Annotated in this window: 17 protein-coding genes; 10 read left to right on the top strand and 7 right to left on the bottom strand. The window is 55.1% G+C overall.

Translation table 11 applies throughout. The features are described 5' to 3' along the window. Positions 1-165: 165 nt before the first annotated feature. Positions 166-975 carry a tRNA cyclic N6-threonylcarbamoyladenosine(37) synthase TcdA gene (tcdA, locus tag ACIGCM_RS04085; protein WP_397500734.1) on the top strand — a complete coding sequence of 270 codons (810 nt, stop codon included), beginning with the start codon at positions 166-168 and terminating at the stop codon, positions 973-975. On the opposite strand, the gene ACIGCM_RS04080 is transcribed toward tcdA, so the two are convergent. The 4 genes from ACIGCM_RS04080 to ACIGCM_RS04065 all read right to left on the bottom strand — a co-directional run bounded on the left by ACIGCM_RS04080 (position 969) and on the right by ACIGCM_RS04065 (position 4,196). Next, the gene (locus tag ACIGCM_RS04080) at positions 969-1,388 is read right to left on the bottom strand and encodes a SufE family protein (RefSeq protein WP_397500733.1); all 420 of its coding nucleotides are present in this window, start codon (positions 1,386-1,388) and stop codon (positions 969-971) included. The genes tcdA and ACIGCM_RS04080 overlap by 7 nt on opposite strands. Then, positions 1,385-2,590, bottom strand: coding sequence for an aminotransferase class V-fold PLP-dependent enzyme (locus tag ACIGCM_RS04075; RefSeq protein ID WP_397500732.1), 1,206 nt, complete (start codon positions 2,588-2,590; stop codon positions 1,385-1,387). The genes ACIGCM_RS04080 and ACIGCM_RS04075 overlap by 4 nt, the downstream gene beginning before the upstream one ends. 184 nt (positions 2,591-2,774) lie before the next feature. After that, a complete protein-coding gene (gene dapD, locus ACIGCM_RS04070) occupies positions 2,775-3,809 on the bottom strand; it encodes a 2,3,4,5-tetrahydropyridine-2,6-dicarboxylate N-succinyltransferase (RefSeq protein WP_397500731.1) in 1,035 nt (344 codons plus the stop codon). Positions 3,810-3,848: 39 nt separating this feature from the next. Next, positions 3,849-4,196, bottom strand: coding sequence for an ArsC family reductase (locus ACIGCM_RS04065; protein ID WP_397500730.1), 348 nt, complete (start codon positions 4,194-4,196; stop codon positions 3,849-3,851). A gap of 307 nt (positions 4,197-4,503) precedes the next feature. Here ACIGCM_RS04065 and ACIGCM_RS04060 point away from each other — a divergent pair, with 307 nt between their 5' ends. Further along, positions 4,504-5,319: a MipA/OmpV family protein gene (locus ACIGCM_RS04060; RefSeq protein WP_397500729.1), complete on the top strand. Its 816-nt coding sequence runs from the start codon at positions 4,504-4,506 to the stop codon at positions 5,317-5,319. An 88-nt stretch (positions 5,320-5,407) separates the two neighbouring features. On the opposite strand, the gene dapC is transcribed toward ACIGCM_RS04060, so the two are convergent. The 3 genes from dapC to map form a co-directional block, all read right to left on the bottom strand. Beyond that, complete coding sequence (gene dapC, locus ACIGCM_RS04055) at positions 5,408-6,622, bottom strand: succinyldiaminopimelate transaminase (protein ID WP_397500728.1); 1,215 nt, start codon at positions 6,620-6,622, stop codon at positions 5,408-5,410. Positions 6,623-6,682: 60 nt separating this feature from the next. Further along, complete coding sequence (locus ACIGCM_RS04050) at positions 6,683-9,385, bottom strand: [protein-PII] uridylyltransferase (RefSeq protein ID WP_397500727.1); 2,703 nt, start codon at positions 9,383-9,385, stop codon at positions 6,683-6,685. A 73-nt stretch (positions 9,386-9,458) separates the two neighbouring features. After that, the gene (gene map / locus ACIGCM_RS04045) at positions 9,459-10,241 is read right to left on the bottom strand and encodes a type I methionyl aminopeptidase (RefSeq protein ID WP_397500726.1); all 783 of its coding nucleotides are present in this window, start codon (positions 10,239-10,241) and stop codon (positions 9,459-9,461) included. 275 nt (positions 10,242-10,516) lie between these two features. Here map and rpsB point away from each other — a divergent pair, with 275 nt between their 5' ends. From rpsB to rseP, 8 genes are all read left to right on the top strand, one after another. After that, on the top strand, positions 10,517-11,260 hold the full coding sequence (rpsB, locus tag ACIGCM_RS04040; RefSeq protein ID WP_397500725.1) for a 30S ribosomal protein S2: 744 nt from the start codon (positions 10,517-10,519) through the stop codon (positions 11,258-11,260). Positions 11,261-11,378: 118 nt separating this feature from the next. Next, complete coding sequence (gene tsf, locus ACIGCM_RS04035) at positions 11,379-12,248, top strand: translation elongation factor Ts (protein WP_397500724.1); 870 nt, start codon at positions 11,379-11,381, stop codon at positions 12,246-12,248. A 474-nt stretch (positions 12,249-12,722) separates the two neighbouring features. Then, complete coding sequence (gene pyrH / locus ACIGCM_RS04030; RefSeq protein ID WP_087517757.1) at positions 12,723-13,466, top strand: UMP kinase; 744 nt, start codon at positions 12,723-12,725, stop codon at positions 13,464-13,466. Next, the gene (frr, locus tag ACIGCM_RS04025) at positions 13,463-14,020 is read left to right on the top strand and encodes a ribosome recycling factor (RefSeq protein ID WP_397500723.1); all 558 of its coding nucleotides are present in this window, start codon (positions 13,463-13,465) and stop codon (positions 14,018-14,020) included. Before pyrH ends, frr begins: the two co-directional genes overlap by 4 nt. A gap of 15 nt (positions 14,021-14,035) precedes the next feature. Further along, positions 14,036-14,794 (top strand): polyprenyl diphosphate synthase, encoded by a 759-nt coding sequence (gene uppS / locus ACIGCM_RS04020; protein WP_397500722.1) that lies wholly within the window; start codon positions 14,036-14,038, stop codon positions 14,792-14,794. Further along, positions 14,787-15,602, top strand: coding sequence for a phosphatidate cytidylyltransferase (locus tag ACIGCM_RS04015; RefSeq protein ID WP_397500721.1), 816 nt, complete (start codon positions 14,787-14,789; stop codon positions 15,600-15,602). The genes uppS and ACIGCM_RS04015 overlap by 8 nt, the downstream gene beginning before the upstream one ends. Further along, entirely contained in the window at positions 15,599-16,792 is a 1,194-nt protein-coding gene (gene ispC / locus ACIGCM_RS04010) for a 1-deoxy-D-xylulose-5-phosphate reductoisomerase (RefSeq protein ID WP_397500720.1), read from the top strand. Before ACIGCM_RS04015 ends, ispC begins: the two co-directional genes overlap by 4 nt. After that, the gene (gene rseP / locus ACIGCM_RS04005; RefSeq protein ID WP_397500719.1) at positions 16,789-18,141 is read left to right on the top strand and encodes a sigma E protease regulator RseP; all 1,353 of its coding nucleotides are present in this window, start codon (positions 16,789-16,791) and stop codon (positions 18,139-18,141) included. Before ispC ends, rseP begins: the two co-directional genes overlap by 4 nt. The last annotated feature ends 10 nt before the right edge of the window (positions 18,142-18,151 follow it).

The following is an 18,151-nucleotide window of genomic DNA, read 5'->3' as shown; positions in this document are numbered from 1 at the left end:
CTTGGCTATCGCCGCCAGTTCCATGGGGCGTAAAGAGTGCCAACGCTTTAAATCTTAGTCGGTTTATTCCGAACTGATCATGATATGGATTAAGCAAAGACTTGGGCGTTGTCATTTAGCTTCATATAATGGTCGATTGCAGATTGGGTGGTATCGAGGTTAGGCATGCAGATTGATGAACAACGCTTTTCAGGCATCGCCCGGCTTTACGGGCATCAAGGTGCGGAGCGTTTGTGTGTGGCGCACGTAGCCGTGGTCGGTATTGGTGGCGTTGGCTCGTGGGCCGCAGAGGCATTAGTGCGTTCAGGAGTGGGTGAAGTCTCGCTGTTTGACCTTGATGATGTATGTATCACCAACACCAACCGGCAGATCCATGCACTCAGTGGTGCTATCGGAAAGGCCAAGGTTGAAGTGATGGCTGAACGACTACGGGCGATCAACCCAGCCTGCAAGGTGCATGCGGTGGCAGATTTTGTGACTCGCGACACCATGGCGCAGTACATCACCGAAGACATGGACGCGGTGATTGATTGCATCGACAGCGTCAATGCCAAAGCGGCGCTGATTTCCTGGTGCAAACGGCGCAAGATCCAGATTGTGACTACCGGCGGCGCAGGCGGGCAGATTGATCCGACACAAATCCGCGTGGGCGATCTGAACAAGACCTTTAATGATCCACTGGCCTCGAAAGTGCGTTCAACGCTACGTCGCGATTATGGGTTTTCTCGCACCATGGGTCGTAACTACAGCGTGCCCTGCGTTTTTTCAACTGAACAACTGCGTTATCCGCTTCCGGATGGCACGACTTGCCAGAGCAAGAGTTTCGTCGGCGAAGGCGTGGCCTTGGACTGCGCTGGTGGTTTTGGTGCTGCGATGATGGTCACCTCGACCTTTGCGATGGTCGCTGTGAGCAAGATTATTGATAAGTTGATTGAAGGTGCGCGTCGTCCGTCTGAGCGGGTCAAAGCTCAATAGCCCGATGTTTTCACCAACTCGCGCATGCGCTGTAGCACGGCATTCAAACCGTTGCTTCGCGACGGCGACAGTTGACGCGCCAAGCCCAGCTGATTGAACCAGTCGTTCAAATCAAGCTGCGCCAGTGTCGCGCTCTCTAGCCCGTTTACCCGCATCAGTAGCAGTGTTAGCAAGCCGCGAATCAGTCGCGCTTCGCTAGCTGCGCGAAACTGCCAGTGCTGACCAATCTGTTCAGCCACCAGCCAGACTTGGCTTTCGCAGCCATGTACGCGGTTTTCCTCAGTGCGTTGAGCATCGCTCAGGGGCTCTAATTTTTCCCCCCACTGCATCAGTAAGCGCGCACGTTGCTCCCAGCTGCCCGCTTGCTGAAAGATGTCCAGAGCGTGTGCGGCATCCGCCGGTAATGGCTTCATCTCAGAATATCCAAGGCGCTGTCTAGCGCGCTGAAAAAGCGCTCAAGGTCAGTGCCATCGTTATACAAGCCCAAGGAGACGCGAATCGCGCCTGAAAGCCCGAGCTGCTTCATTAGCGGCATTGCACAATGCTGGCCTGCGCGCACGGCAATACCTTGTTCAGTCAGCAGTTGGGCCAGATCTGTATGGTGAACACCGTCGACGACAAAGCTGGCAAGGGCAATATTCGGTTCGCCTAGCAGGGTGATGTGGTCGCGAGCAGCAAATCCGCTCATCAACTGCTGGTGTAGCGCCTGCTCATAAGCCTCAACGGCCTGGGGGTCGAGCTGGTTGAGGTAGTCCAGTGTCGCCCCCAGGGCAAGCACGCTGCTGACTGGCGGCGTGCCAGCCTCAAAGCCCAGCGGCGCGGGGTTGAATTTGGCCAATTGATAGTCGGCGACTTGCACCATCTCGCCGCCAAACTGCCAGTGTTTGAGTTTAGCCAATGCCGCAGGTTTGCCGTAGAGCACGCCAACGCCATCTGGGCCATAGAGTTTGTGGCTGGAAAATACGTAAAAGTCGCAATCGAGTTTCTGCATGTCATGGCGCCCATGGACGACACCTTGCGCACCATCAACCACCGTCAGTGCACCACGTGTCTTGGCCATGCGCAGTAATTCGGCAACCGGCTGCCAGCAACCTATTACATTCGACAGCTGGCTGATGGCCAACAGGCGAGTGCGCGGGCCAATCAGTTGGGCAGCCTGGTCCAGGTCTATACGCCCGGATTGATCCAGCGGTAACACCACCAGCTTCAGATTCTGGCGGATGGCAAGTTGTTGCCAGGGCAATAAATTGGCGTGGTGTTCCAGCGCACTGATCACCAATTCATCGCCGGGGCGAAACAGATGTTCCAATCCATACGCCAGTAAATTAAAGGCGGATGTTGCACCATGGGTGAAGATGATCTGCCCAGCAGACGGGGCATTCAGATACTCGCTGACCTGCTCACGGCAACGCTCAAAAGCGCGGGTTGCACGCTCACCCGGCAGGTGTTGGGCGCGGTGTACATTTGCGCAGCCGTTGCGGTAGTAAGCGAGGAGTGAGTCGAGCACTGCTTGTGGTTTTTGCGCAGTGGCGGCGCTGTCCAGATAGGTCTGGCCTTCAGCCTCTAGGGCCAGAATGCCGGGGAAGTCTGCGCGCCAAGGCGAGTGCAAGGACATAGGGAGCCTCTAAAACGGGGCACGAGCCTGTAGGGTGTTTTACCCGCCAATAACGGCTGCGAGCCTGTGGGTAATTTACTGATCTCAGGGGCTTGCTGTTTGAACCTTGGTGGACACGCTTGGTGTTGTCCACAAACTAGCCGAAGCGCGCTAATTGCGAGCCCCGGCTAGGCAGACACGACGCTTAGTTGTGCGCGTGCAGTGCTTCGTTCAACTCAATGGCTGACTTGTGCGTTTTGCACTCAACTGCGCCAGTTATCGAGTTGCGGCGGAACAATAAGTCAGGCTGACCGGCCAGCTCACGGGCCTTGACCACTTTGACCTGATTACCTTGCTCGTCGAGCAGGTTAACTTTGGTTCCGGCGGTGACGTACAGGCCTGACTCAACGGTGTTGCGGTCACCCAATGGAATGCCAATACCGGCGTTTGCACCGATCAGGCAGCCTTCGCCAACCGAAATCACGATGTTGCCACCGCCAGACAGCGTACCCATGGTCGAGCAACCGCCGCCAAGGTCGGAGCCTTTGCCGACGAATACACCAGCCGATACGCGGCCTTCGATCATGCCCGGGCCTGCGGTGCCAGCGTTGAAGTTAACAAAACCTTCGTGCATGACCGTCGTGCCTTCACCAATAAAGGCGCCAAGGCGGATACGTGAGCTGTCGGCGATACGCACGCCGGCCGGTACCACGTAATCAGTCATTTTCGGGAATTTATCCACCGAGAACACTTCCAGCAATTCGCCACGCAAGCGTGCTTCGAGTTGACGTTCAGCCAGCTCGGTAAGGTCGATAGCACCTTGGCTGGTCCATGCAACGTTTGGCAGCAGCGGGAATATACCGCTGAGGTTCAGGCCATGGGGCTGTACCAAACGGTGCGAAAGCAGATGCAGCTTTAGATAGGCTTCTGGAGTGCTGGTCGGGGCAGCATCTTCGGCGAGGAAGGTGGCAACCAGTGGGTTGTGGCTTTCAGCCAGGCGCGTCAGCAGTGCCGCTTGGGTCGCATCAACACCCTTGAGCAATTCAGCCAGATCGCTTGCTTGCTGGGCTGTGAACTGGATGGCTTGGTTGCCACCGTCATAACCAAGCTTCTCTGCGGCTTTACTGACCAGCTCAGCTGCTGGGTTAAGCAATGGCTGTGCGTAAAACACTTCCAGCCAGTTGCTTTGACGATTTTGTGTGCCTACGCCAAAGGCCAGACTGTAGAGGTTGTGGCTCATCTTGAGTTCCTTGCAGCAAATTCAGTATTAAAAGGTGCGTTAAGCCAGCTCGGCTGCATAACGGTCAGGTTTGAAACCCACCAGGGTTCTGTCGCCTAGATCAAGAACTGGGCGTTTAATCATCGACGGTTGGGCCAGCATCAGTTCGATGGCCTTGTTCTGGTCGAGGTCGCTTTTCTGCGCTTCGTCCAGCTTGCGGAAAGTAGTGCCAGCACGGTTGAGTACGATCTCCCAGCCATGTTCATTGCACCATTTTTGCAAATTGCCGCGGTCAATGCCCACGGCTTTGTAATCATGGAAGCTATAGGCCACGTTGTGCTCGTCGAGCCAGGTGCGTGCCTTCTTCATGGTGTCGCAGGCTTTAATGCCAAATAGTACGCAGGTCATTGATTTATATGGCGAACCCTAAGACTTACTGGGTTTCGCCAAAACTCCTCGATAATTCAGCAGCCAATTATGCCACGTCGTTTCATTCGGTGCTGCGCCTGTTGGTTCAGGCCCTGTATGTCCGTTTTGTGTGGTGAGCAATGATGCACCGGTTATTTTGACAAAACGGCTACGCCTGAGAGCCCTTACCAGGCGAGTTTCAAATAGTGAGCCACAATTGAGCGTGACCATGCTTAAACGCGCTTGTGTGTGGGTGCAGTGCAGTCACTCTGTACATCAGATTGAGATACGTTATGGGGCGATTTAGATGAAAACGGTGTTTTGTCACGCGGTGTTATCGACGCTGGTTACGTGTACCGGCGTGCTGATGACGATGCAGGCGGCTCATGCTGATATTGAGGCTGGCTCCTTGCATTTACTCTCAACCGATTCAGACAGCTCTCCCATCCCTCGCGGGCTGGTTGTGGGGGCGGTCGCCATCGGCACCAGTGAACGATATGAGGCAGCGGGCTCTGAGAACTACCTGATACCTGGCTTGGTTTACTTCGGTAATGACACCCTGTATTTGGGCGATCGCGCGCGATATTACTTCCACCGGGATGAGCGTTTTGCGGCTTTTGCTTATGGGCGAGTGCGCTTCGGAAATCTTGATCCGGATGATGAGCGCGAATTTGAGGGAATGGATAAACGCAGGACTGAATTGGAAGCCGGGTTAGGGGTCAACCTGATCACACCATACGCGCTGTTGACCGCGAGAGCGGCAACCGATGTCACCGGCGCCAGTAATGGCCAGGAGGCGTTGCTCTGGGCTGATTTTCCATGGGTGCACGATCGCTGGCTGATCATGCCGGGTACAGGTGTCGTCTGGCGCTCTAGCAAACTGGCTAATTATTACTTCGGTGGAGTTTCAGCCTCGGAGGCGACCTTTGAGCGGCCACGCTATTCCACGGGCGCTACGCTTTCGCCGATGGTGTCGTTGATTACCACCTACCGCTTTAGCAAGAATTGGCTGGGAACGGCTTCGTTGGCTTATGAGCACTATGACAGCAGTATCGCCGATAGCCCGCTGATCGATAGCAAAGGTGAAACCACTGTGATTATTGGCGCTGGTTACACCTGGTAGCGCAATACTGCTTGCTTGTCGGTTGATGGATATACCGCAAGCGCTGAGGGCGAGCCACCTATAACCCAGGTGGCTCACTGATGCTTGCTCAGGCGGGCAGGTTTTTGGCGAAATCACGTATCCGCTCTGCGGCTTCAACGCACTCCGCCAATGGTGCAACCAGTGCCATGCGTACACGATTTGCGCCTGGATTAGTGCCGTTAACGCTACGCGACAGGTAGGAGCCGGGTACGACCGTGACGTGTTCTTGGGCGAAGAGATCGCGGGTGAAGGTTTCGTCGTCCACTGGGGTTTTGGCCCAAAGGTAGAAGCCGCCGTCTGGTCGCTGCACCTCTAGCACACCCTCTAGAATGGCCAGCACGGCATCGAACTTCTCGCGGTACAGGTCGCGGTTGGCGCGCACGTGGGCTTCATCGTTCCAGGCGGCAATGCTTGCCAGTTGAGTCTGCACCGGCATGGCACAGCCATGGTAGGTGCGATACAGCAGGAACGATTTCAATATATCGGCATCACCAGCGACGAAGCCCGAGCGCAGTCCCGGCAGGTTGGAGCGCTTCGACAAGCTGTGAAAAACCACGCAGCGTTTGAAGTCGTTGCGGCCCAGTTCTGCGCAGGCAGTGAGCAGCCCGGCTGGCGGGTTGGCTTCATCAAAGTACAGTTCGCTGTAGCACTCATCTGCGGCAATGACGAAGTCAAATTTGTCAGCCAGTTTGATCAGGTGCTTCAAGGTGTCGAGCGGGATCAGTGCGCCGGTTGGGTTGCCCGGTGAGCACAGAAACAGGATCTGGCAGCGCTGCCAGACGTCATCGCTGACGGCAGAGAAGTCTGGGTTGAAACCGTGTTGCTCAAGGCAGGGCAAGTAGTGAGGCTCGGCCCCGGCAAGAAAGGCTGCGCCTTCATAAATTTGATAAAACGGATTCGGGCTGACCACATAGCCGGGCAGCTCACCGTTTTGTGCGCGCTTAACCACCGTTTGCGTGAAGGCGAATAACGCCTCACGGGTGCCGTTAACCGGCAGCACGTGGCGCGCTGGGTCTAGCGCCCCGGCTGGCAGGCTGAAACGCTGGCTAGCCCACTTTGCGATGGCTTCACGCAGTGCAGCAATGCCCAGGGTGGTCGGGTAAACAGCCAGTTGCTCAAGGTTATCGCTCAGTGCCTTGGCGACGAAGTCTGGTGAGCGATGCTTGGGCTCGCCAATCGACAGGGCGATTGCCTTTTTCTCAGGGTTCGGTGTCACGCTGCCGAGCAGGGCGCGGAGCTTCTCGAACGGGTAAGGCTGTAACTGGTTTAACGCGTCGTTCATGGTGTTTTCCTGGCAACGTCTTCAGCGCTGGGCGTATCCGCCTGGCGGTAGCTGTCGGGTTCAAATGGTAATTTTGCTCGGCTCACTGCCCACAGTGCTCGCATCACTGAGTTGCGAGACGATGGTTTCCTGTAGCCGCATGCAAAGCTCTGGGTCAGATAGTTGCTGATTATTGGCGTCGGTCACGAAGAATACGTCTTCTACGCGCTCGCCGAGCGTGGCGATCTTGGCGTTCTGGATGGACAGGTCGAAATCCAGAAAGATACGCCCGATCCGGGCCAGCAGTCCGGGGCGATCAGGGGCTGTCAGTTCAATCACTGTTAGCGGGCGCTTGGCGTCATTGTGAATAGTCACCCGCGGAGCAAAATCAAAGTGTTTGAGCTGGCGCGGCACGCGGCGCTGAATGATGTTCGGGTAGTCGTCCGGGTTGATCAGTGCATCGATCAAGCCTTGGCGGATTTGCTTGATACGCTCCGGGTTATCACCGATCGAGCTGCCATCACCTTCGAGCACAATATAGGTGTCGAGGGTAAATTGGCTGGTCGAGGTCAGGATTCGCGCATCATGAATGTTCAGGTTTAGCTGGGCCATCGCGGCCACGGTTACGGCGAAGAAGTCGTGTTGATCCTGAGCGTAAATAAACAGCTGAGTGCCGCCCTCAAAATCGCGCTGAGTGGTTTCCTTGATCAACACCAGCGGATTGCCGTCATTGGGGTGCTGGATGATTGCCTCGGTGTGCCACGCTACATCGCTGGCCGTGTGGCGCAGGAAGTAATCGTCACCGAGGTGAGACCAAAGCTGCTCAGCTTCATCGGGGTCAGTGCCGCTGCGCACTAGGGTGTCCAGCGCCGCGGTTTGGGTCAAGCGGATTTGCTCTTCACGTTCCAGACGGTTTTCCAGGCCGCGATTGAGCGCACGCTTGGTCTCGGTGTAGAGCTGGCGCAGCAGGCTTGCACGCCATGAGTTCCACAGCGTTGGGTTGGTTGCGTTGATATCGGCGACGGTCAGCACGTACAGGTAATCAAGGTGGGTTTGGTCGCCGACCAGCATGGCAAAGTCATGGATGATTTGCGGGTCTGATAAGTCTTTGCGCTGCGCAGTGGTCGACATGGTCAGGTGGTGCTGAACCAGCCAGACAATCAGCTTGGTGTCCCAGTCGGGCAGCTGATGGCGCACGCAAAAGGCTTCGGCATCCACTGCGCCGAGTTCCGAATGATCACCGCCGCGGCCTTTGCCTATGTCGTGATACAGGCCTGCCAGATAGATCAGCTCAGGCTTGGGTAACTTGTCCATGAGTTTGCTGGCCAGTGGAAACTTCTCGGCCATTTCCACCCATTTGAACTTGCGCAGGTGCTTGATCAGGTTAAGAGTGTGGGCATCGACCGTGAAAATATGGAACAGGTCGTGCTGCATCTGCCCGACAATATGGCCAAACTCAGGGAGGTAGCGACCCAGAATGCCGTAACGGTTCATCCGGCGCAGGTTGCGGTGGATGCCCGAGGGGCTTTTGAACAGTTCAATAAACAGGCTGGTGTTGCGAATGTCGTTGCGAAACTCATCGTCAATCAGGTGGCGGTGATCACGCAGCAGGCGAATGCTGTCAGCACAGACACCCTTTATGTGCGGGTGTTGTGCCATCAACACAAAGACTTCGAGTATCGCAAAAGGGGTGCGCTTGAACACATTCGGGTGCGTCACCTCGATATAGCCATCGCGCAATTGGAAGCGGCTGTTCAAGCCAGTTGCAGTGCTGCGTTCGCCAGCCCGCAAAATCTGTTCTTCAAAGTGCTGCTTGATCAGGTCGCTAAGTTCGGCAACGCCCATGACCACGCGGTAGTACTTTTGCATGAACTGTTCGATGCCGCGTTTGCCCTCGGTGCTCTCGAAACCAAGGATTTCGGCGATCTGCGCTTGATGGTCAAACAACAGGCGATCTTCGGCGCGGCCTGCGAGCATGTGCAAGGCATAACGCACCTTCCACAGGAAGTCCTGGCTGGAGGCGAGCATGGTGTATTCGGTTTTCAGCAGGAAGTCCTGCTCGATCATTGATTGCAGGTTAAGCGTACCGAAATGCCGGCGTGCGACCCAGAGAATGGTCTGGATGTCGCGCAGGCCACCCGGTGAGCCTTTGACGTTGGGCTCAAGGTTGTACTCGGTGTCGTTGTACTTGGCGTGGCGTGCTTTTTGCTCTTTGCGCTTGGCCAGAAAGAACGCTTGGCTTGGCCACATTTGTTCGGGGCTGGTCACCGCTTGCATGCGCTGGCGCAAACGCTCTGGGCCTGCAATGGTACGACTTTCCATCAGGTTGGTGATGACAGTCAGATCGGCTCGCGCCTCTTCGGCGCACTCATTGACTGAGCGCACGCTTTGTCCAACTTCCAGACCAATGTCCCACAGCAGGAGCAGGAACTGCTCAATCGGCTCGCGGAAAGTCTCGTGATCGGCATTGTCGAGCAATATCAGCAGGTCGATATCGGAAAACGGATGCAGCTCGCCACGGCCGTAGCCACCAACGGCGAGCAAGGCAATGTCGGCATCTTCCGACCAGTCGAGCCGTAGCCAGGCTTCACGCAGGATCTGGTCGACAAACCAGGCGCGATCCTCAACCAGGCGGCGCACTTCACGGCCCTCATAAAAGCGAGCGTTAAGCACGTCATTGGCGCGCTTAATGGCTTTTTTGAAGGCCGCGATCGGGCTGGACTTCAAGGCAAGTTCCGCTTGGAACTGCCCACGGTCGAACAACTGAGGATCTACCTGCGGCATGCAAAGGTCTTCCTTTTATAACGCGACAAAATACTCAATCAGAATTGATTGCCGGTGAGGCGACCTGTACCTGTCAAGCTGATGCGCGAGGGATGGTGTCGTCGCTGCGCAGCGTGAAGATCTCGTAGCCGTTGGCGGTCACCAGAATCGTGTGCTCCCACTGTGCAGAAAGCTTGCGGTCTTTGGTGATTGCCGTCCAACCGTCACCCAACAGGCGAGTTTCGGCGCGGCCCTGGTTAATCATGGGCTCAATGGTAAAGGTCATGCCTTCCTTGAGTTCCATGCCTGTGCCCGCGCGGCCGTAATGCAGCACTTGCGGCTCTTCATGGAAGACTGCACCAATACCATGGCCGCAGTATTCGCGAACTACAGAAAAACCGTTTTTCTCAGCGTGCTTCTGGATCACTTCACCGATATCGCCCAGGCGTGTACCCGGCTTGACCAGTTCAATACCTTTATACATGCATTCCTGGGTGATCTTGGCCAAGCGCTCAGCCCACTCTGGGACTTTGCCAACCATAAACATCTTGCTGGTGTCGCCGTGGTAACCATCTTTGATCACGGTGATGTCGATGTTCAGTACGTCGCCTTCCTTGAGCGGCTTCTCGTTCGGGATGCCGTGACAGACAACGTGGTTGATCGAGGTGCAGATCGACTTCGGGAAGCCTTTATAGTTAAGCGGGGCAGGAATAGCCTGCTGCACGTTAACAATATAGTCGTGGCAGATGCGGTCGAGTTCCTCGGTGGTCACACCGGGTTTGACGTGTTCGCCGATCATCTCCAATACGTCAGCGGCCAAGCGGCCGGCGATGCGCATTTTTTCGATTTCCTCGGGCGACTTGATGGTGACGGTCATATGGGGTCTCGGGCATGCAGAAAAGTGGCTTATGGTAACAGCTTAGAGGTGCATTCTATAAGGGCAAAGGTAACCGTCTTGAAGTTTTGCCGTAATCGGCGTGTAGCTTATGGTCGGTTATTGTGGTATAAAACGCGCCGCTTTCATGGGCAGCCTGTCCAAAAGCACAAACCCACACACGTATCGACACGATTTCCTGGGTGCCGCTTGTTTTTAAGCAAGGGGTTGGAGATTGGGATGCGTGGAGGCCTAACCCGACTTATTAAGGAACGACCATGTCCCAAGTCAATATGCGCGATATGCTGAAGGCCGGTGTGCACTTCGGCCACCAGACCCGTTACTGGAACCCGAAAATGGGTAAGTACATCTTCGGTTCGCGTAACAAGATTCACATCATCAACCTTGAAAAAACCCTGCCAATGTTCAACGAAGCTCTGACTTTCGTTGAGAAGCTGGCTTCCGGTAAAAACAAGATTCTGTTCGTTGGCACCAAGCGTTCCGCTGGCAAGATCGTTCGTGAAGAAGCAGCTCGCTGCAACTCACCGTTCGTCGATCACCGCTGGTTGGGCGGCATGCTGACTAACTACAAAACCATCCGTGCTTCGATCAAGCGTCTGCGTGATCTCGAAGTTCAGGCGCAAGACGGCACTTTCACCAAGCTGACCAAGAAAGAAGCCCTGATGCGCAGCCGTGATCTGGAAAAACTGGATCGCAGCCTGGGTGGTATCAAGGATATGGGCGGTCTGCCAGACGCTCTGTTCGTTATCGACGTTGATCACGAGCGCATTGCTATCACCGAAGCCAACAAGCTGGGCATCCCAGTAATTGGTGTTGTTGATACCAACAGCAGCCCAGAAGGTGTTGATTACATCATCCCGGGTAACGACGACGCCATTCGTGCCATCCAGCTGTACATGGGTGCCATGGCTGACGCAGTTGTTCGTGGTCGTAGCAATGCTAACGGTGGCACCGACGAATTCGTCGCTGAAGCCCCGGCTGCTGAAGCCGCTCAAGGCTAAGTAGTAAGCGTTACTCGCTACGCAAAAAGGGGGCTTGGCCCCCTTTTTGTCACTTATAGAATTCATCGCCCGCTTGGCGGGTGAGATGGTTGAAGACCTAACTAAGAGGATTTCGAACATGGCAGAGATTACTGCAGCCCTGGTTAAAGAACTGCGTGAGCGTACTGGCCAAGGCATGATGGACTGTAAAAAAGCCCTGACTGCTGCCGGTGGCGACATCGAAAAAGCAATCGACGATATGCGTGCTGCTGGTGCCATCAAGGCTGCCAAAAAAGCCGGTAACATCGCTGCTGAAGGCGCTATCGCAATCAAATTGGCTGACGATAACAAGCGTGCTTTGATCATCGAAGTTAACTCCCAGACTGACTTCTTGGCTCTGCAAGACGATTTCAAAAAATTCGTCAGCAGCAGCATCGAGAAAGCATTTGCTGAGAACATGACTGATGCAGCTCCACTGGTTGCGGCCATGGAATCTGACCGCGAAGCACTGGTTGCTAAAGTGGGTGAGAACGTAAACATCCGTCGTCTGGCCAGCGTTGAAGCTGACGTTGTTGGTTCTTACCTGCACGGTCACCGCATCGGCGTCCTGGTTGCTCTGAAGGGCGGCGACGTTGAGCTGGCTAAAGAAGTCGCTATGCACGTTGCGGCCAGCAATCCTCAGTTCCTCAGCTCGGCTGAAGTCTCTGAAGAAGCAGTTGCCAAGGAAAAAGAAATTTTCCTGGCACTGAACGAAGAGAAAATCAAAGGCAAGCCTGCTGAAATCGTTGAGAAAATGGTTGCCGGTCGTATCAGCAAGTTCCTGGCTGAAGCGAGCTTGGTTGAACAAGCTTTCGTTAAAGACGACAGCATCAAAGTTGGCGATCTGGTGAAGAAAGCTGGCGCTGAAATCGTTTCGTTCACCCGCTTCGAAGTGGGTGAAGGTATCGATAAAGGCGAAACTGACTTCGCTGCTGAAGTAGCTGCACAGCTGGCTTCCAGCAAGCAGTAAGACGGTCTAAAAACTGTCGTCCCAAAGAGGCTGCCCGCTTATGCGTGCGGCCTTTTTGTCAAACTAGGGCGGCTATTTAGGATGCCCCTGAAAGCGACTGGGCGAATCGGTGCGGTTCAAAAGCTGCTTACGCTGCGGGTGACCTCGCGTAAACTGCTCGGCTATTGGCCTTGTGCTCCCGATTCAAGATGTTTTCAAAGGTTTGCCTTGGCCGGTCTTGAGAATTATTTTCGGCTTTTGCTATATAAAAGCCCCGGTTGTTGTCGAAGTGCTCGATAATTGTGGGCTGTATTATCCGCATAGGAATCCGCTGAAAAACGCAACGAGCGACGGGAGTGCAAGGTGAAGGGGTGCGAGATGGCGCAGTTTAGATGCCCTAAATGAGCCTATCGAGCAGCGTTTCAACCCAGCAATTACCTAGCGCAGTAGTTTTTCAGGGTTTCTTAGAATCTTAACGCCGCAGGAGAGACTGTAATGGCTCAGCAGGTGAGTGGTCGTCAACCGCGTTATAAGCGCATTCTGCTCAAACTAAGCGGCGAAGCCCTAATGGGATCGGAAGAGTTTGGCATCGATCCCAAGGTGCTCGATCGCATGGCCCTTGAAGTGGGTCAGCTGGTAGGTATCGGTTTGCAAGTCGGTCTGGTGATCGGTGGTGGTAACCTGTTCCGTGGTGCTGCATTGAGCGCCGCCGGAATGGATCGAGTGACTGGCGACCATATGGGGATGCTGGCTACTGTAATGAACGCCTTGGCCATGCGCGACGCGCTGGAGCGTTCAAATATTCCGGCAATCGTGATGTCTGCGATTTCCATGGTTGGCGTGACTGATCACTACGACCGTCGTAAGGCTATGCGCCATCTGAAAACCGGTGAGGTGGTTATTTTTGCCGCTGGTACCGGTAACCCGTTCTTTACCACTGACTCAGCTGCATGCTTGCGTGCCATTGAGATCGACGCTGACGTGGTATTGAAGGCAACCAAGGTCGATGGTGTATACACTGCGGATCCATTTAAAGATCCACACGCAGAGAAATTTGAGCGCCTGACGTATGACGAGGTGCTGGATCGCAAGTTAGGTGTGATGGATTTGACTGCCATCTGCCTGTGCCGCGACCATAATATGCCGCTGCGAGTCTTCAATATGAATAAGCCCGGTGCCCTGTTGAATGTTGTTGTAGGTGGCGCTGAAGGTACCCTGATCGAGGAAGGTGAAGAATGATTAACGAGATCAAGAAAGATGCTCAGTCACGCATGAGTAAGAGCCTCGAGTCACTGAATGTGGCGTTTGCCAAAATTCGTACAGGCCGCGCGCATCCAAGCATTCTCGACAGCGTGATGGTGTCCTACTACGGTACTGATACACCGCTGCGTCAGGTCGCTAACGTGGTGACTGAAGATTCGCGCACCCTGGCGCTGAACGTGTTCGATAAGGGCATGATCCAGGCTGTTGAAAAAGCCATCATGACGTCTGACCTGGGCCTTAACCCGGCCACTGCTGGCACTACTATTCGTGTGCCTATGCCTGCCCTGACCGAAGAAACGCGTAAGGGTTATACCAAGCAAGCCCGTGCCGAAGCTGAAAACGCCCGTGTTGCCGTGCGCAACATCCGCCGTGATGCTCTGGCGCAGCTGAAAGACCTGGAAAAAGAAAAAGAAATCAGCGAGGACGATGAGCGTCGCGCCGCTGATGAAATCCAGAAGCTAACCGACAAGTCTGTAGCTGAAGTCGATAAGGCTCTGGAGAGCAAGGAAGCGGATCTGATGGCCGTCTGACGGTCAGGAATCGTTATGGATAAAGCCAAAGAGGGTGGTCCGGCAGTAGTGCCGCGCCACGTGGCCGTCATTATGGATGGCAACAATCGCTGGGCGAAGAAACGCCTGTTGCCGGGTGTTGCCGGTCATAAAGCCGGTGTTGATGCTGTTCGTGCGGTTATTGAGGTCTGTGCTGAAGCCGGGGTTGAGGTGTTGACCCTGTTCGCTTTTTCCAGTGAGAACTGGCAGCGCCCAGCTGATGAGGTTGGCGCTTTGATGGAGTTGTTTATGAGTGCCCTGCGCCGTGAAACGCGCAAACTCAATGACAATGACATCAGTCTGCGAATTATTGGTGACCGTTCGCGCTTCCATCCTGAGTTGCAAACTGCAATGCGTGAGGCTGAAGCGCAAACCGCGGGCGAAAAACGCTTCATTCTGCAAATTGCCGCTAACTACGGTGGCCAGTGGGATATTGCTCAGGCTGCGCAGCGCTTGGCGCGCGAAGTGCAGGGTGGTCATTTGCAGCCCAACGATATAACCCCGCAACTGCTGCAGAGCTGCTTGGCAACTGGCGACTTGCCTCTGCCTGATTTGTGTATCCGCACCGGTGGCGAGCATCGCATCAGTAATTTTCTGCTGTGGCAATTAGCCTACAGTGAACTGTATTTCACAGACCTGTTCTGGCCTGACTTTAAGCACGACGCTATGCGTAAGGCGCTTGCTGATTACGCGACCAGGCAGCGGCGCTTTGGTAAGACCAGCGCGCAGGTAGAATCTGAGGCGGGTAATGCTTAAACAACGAATCATAACGGCGTTGGTGTTATTACCCATCGCGCTGTGCGGCTTCTTTTTGCTGGGTGGCGCTGCGTTTGCACTGTTTATCGGTGCAGTGGTGAGTCTTGGTGGTTGGGAGTGGGCGCGTTTAGCTGGGTTTCAGTCGCAGCCACTGCGTGTCGCTTACGCGGCACTGGTTGCTGTGTTGTGTTGGCTGCTCTACTTGGTGCCTGTTCTGGCGACGCCGGTGTTGCTGCTGGCAATTGTCTGGTGGGGCGTTGCCACGTGGCTGGTTCTGGGGTTTCCGCAGAGCAGCAAGTATTGGGCCGGTGCGCCGCGTAAGTTGATCATCGGCTTATTGATTTTGTTGCCTGCCTGGCAGGGTTTGGTGCTGTTTAAGCAGTGGCCTTTGGCCAATTGGCTGATCATCGCCGTGATGGTGTTGGTTTGGGCTGCTGATATTGGTGCTTACTTTTCTGGCAAGGCCTTCGGCAAGCGCAAGCTAGCCCCGCAGGTCAGTCCTGGGAAAAGCTGGGAAGGTGCCATTGGTGGTTTGTGCACCTGCTTGCTGATTACCTTAGTCGTCGGTTTGGTACGTAGCTGGAGTGCTGGCGAGATGGTCTGGGCGCTGCTCGGCGCGGCCATCGTGGTGATGATCTCGGTGGTGGGCGATCTGACCGAAAGTATGTTCAAGCGTCAGGCAGGGGTTAAAGACAGCAGTAATTTGCTGCCGGGCCATGGTGGTGTGCTTGATCGTATTGATAGCCTCACCGCCGCTATTCCTGTGTTTGCCGTTCTGCTGCTGTTGTCTGGCTGGGGCAATCTGTGAATCCTCAGCAAATCACCGTGCTGGGTGCCACGGGCTCCATTGGTATAAGCACGCTTGACGTGATTGCGCGGCACCCTGATCGCTATCAGGTGTTTGCCCTCAGTGGGCATAGCCGCTTGGATGAATTACAAGCACTGTGCCTGCAGCATCAGCCGGTATTCGCCGTGGTGGCCGACTCGCCTAGCGCTAAGCGTTTGCAAGCGTCGCTGGCGGCTGCGGGTTCGAAAACCGATGTGATTTTTGGTGAGGACGCCCTGTGTCAGGTTGCTGCCCACCCTGAAGTTGATACGGTGATGGCTGCAATAGTCGGTGCTGCGGGCTTGCGGCCAACCTTGGCTGCCGTTGAGGCGGGCAAGAAGGTGCTGCTGGCTAATAAAGAAGCGCTGGTGATGTCCGGCGCTTTATTTATGCAGGCCGTGGCCAAAAGCGGTGCCGTGCTGTTGCCCATCGATAGCGAGCACAATGCTATTTTCCAGTGCCTGCCGGGTGATTATTCCCGGGGGCTTGAGCACGTTGGTGTACGGCGTATTTTGTTAACGGCATCGGGCGGGCCTTTTCGGCAAACGCCTCTTGATCAGTTGCTTACTGTCACGCCAGAGCAAGCCTGTGCGCACCCCAATTGGTCCATGGGGCAGAAAATATCAGTCGATTCCGCCAGTATGATGAATAAAGGCCTTGAGCTGATTGAGGCCTGCTGGTTGTTCGACGCAAAGCCTGCACAGATCGAGGTGGTGATTCATCCGCAGAGTGTCATCCACTCCTTGGTCGACTACGTCGATGGCTCGGTACTGGCGCAGTTGGGTAACCCAGATATGCGTACGCCTATTAGTCATGCGCTGGCATGGCCAGAGCGTATTGACTCAGGTGTTGCGGCGCTTGATCTGTTTGCGTTGGCGCGCCTGGACTTTGAAGCGCCTGACGAACAACGTTTCCCTTGCCTGCGTCTGGCCCGTGAGGCGGCAGAGCAGGGGGGTACGGCCCCGACCATGCTTAATGCAGCGAATGAAGTGGCCGTGTCGGCATTTTTGCAGCGTCAGATCAGTTTTGTGCAAATCGCGGGTATCATTGACACTGTGCTCAGCAGTGAGGCATCGACTGCGGTCACTTGCCTGGAAGCTGTCTTTGCCGCGGATAGCCGTGCGCGGACACTGGCACAACAATGCGTTAACCAACGCGGAGAAGCGCGATGAGTGCGTTGTATATGATTGCCGGGACCCTGATTGCTTTAGGGGTGCTGGTTACTTTTCATGAATTCGGTCACTTCTGGGTGGCGCGGCGCTGTGGTGTCAAGGTGCTGCGTTTCTCCGTGGGCTTTGGTACACCGTTGTTACGCTGGCATGACCGTCAAGGCACTGAATTCGTGCTGGCGGCGATTCCTTTGGGCGGTTACGTCAAAATGCTCGATGAGCGTGAAGGTGAAGTGCCTGCAGAAGAGGCCCATCGTTCGTTCAATCGCAAGACCGTTGGTCAGCGCATCGCCATTGTTTCGGCAGGGCCGATTGCCAACTTTTTGCTGGCAATTGCATTCTTCTGGTGTGTCGCACTGCTGGGTAGCCAACAGGTGCGCCCGGTCATTGGTGCAGTGGCAGAGGCAAGCTTGGCCGCCGATGCTGGCTTGCAGACGGGGCAGGAAATTGTTGCAATTAATGGCGAACCGACCAATGGTTGGTCAGCGGTTAATTTACAGCTGGTTCGGCGCTTGGGTGAGAGTGGTGTGCTTGATGTAACCATCAAGAACCCGGGCTCAACTGCAGAAAGTTCAGAACAAATCCAGCTAAAAGACTGGCTTAAAGGTGTTGAGGAGCCAGACCCAATTGCTGCGCTGGGGATTCGTCCATGGCGTCCGGAAATAAAGCCTGTACTGGCTGAAATTGACCCTAAGGGGCCGGCTGCTGCAGCAGGTTTACGGGTCGATGATGAGATCGTCGCGCTTGATGGCGAGCCCCTGAAAGACTGGCAGCAAGTGGTCGATCAGGTGCGTGCACTGCCGGGTAAGGCGGTTACCGTGCAAATTATTCGCGCTGGGCAGCAGCAAGATGTTGCGGTGACGCTGGCGGCGCGAGGCGAGGAAGGCGCTCGTAGTGGCTATCTCGGCGCGGGAGTCAAACCTGTCGATTGGCCGCCGGAAATGCTGCGCGAAGTCAGCTACGGGCCTCTGGAGGCCGTTGCAGAGAGTGTTAAGCGCACCTGGACCATGAGTGTGCTGACTCTCGACTCCTTAAAGAAAATGCTGTTTGGCGAGCTCTCGGTAAAAAACTTGAGCGGGCCGATAACCATTGCTAAAGTGGCGGGCGCTTCAGCTGAGTCAGGCGTAGGGGATTTTTTAAACTTCCTTGCTTATCTCAGTATTAGCTTGGGGGTTCTCAATCTTTTGCCTATCCCTGTGCTGGATGGGGGGCACCTGCTTTTTTATCTGGTCGAGTGGGTGCGTGGTCGCCCATTGTCTGAACGGGTGCAAGGTTGGGGGATGCAGATTGGCATTAGTTTAGTGGTTGGGGTGATGTTGCTTGCCCTGGTTAATGATCTAAGTCGACTGTAACCGCTTCTGA

The sequence above is a fragment of the Pseudomonas sp. NPDC078700 genome (assembly GCF_044542375.1).
Classification (GTDB): domain Bacteria; phylum Pseudomonadota; class Gammaproteobacteria; order Pseudomonadales; family Pseudomonadaceae; genus Aquipseudomonas.
The sequence above is the reverse complement of the archived record's forward strand: the minus strand, read 5'-3'. Positions and strand labels throughout refer to the sequence as shown.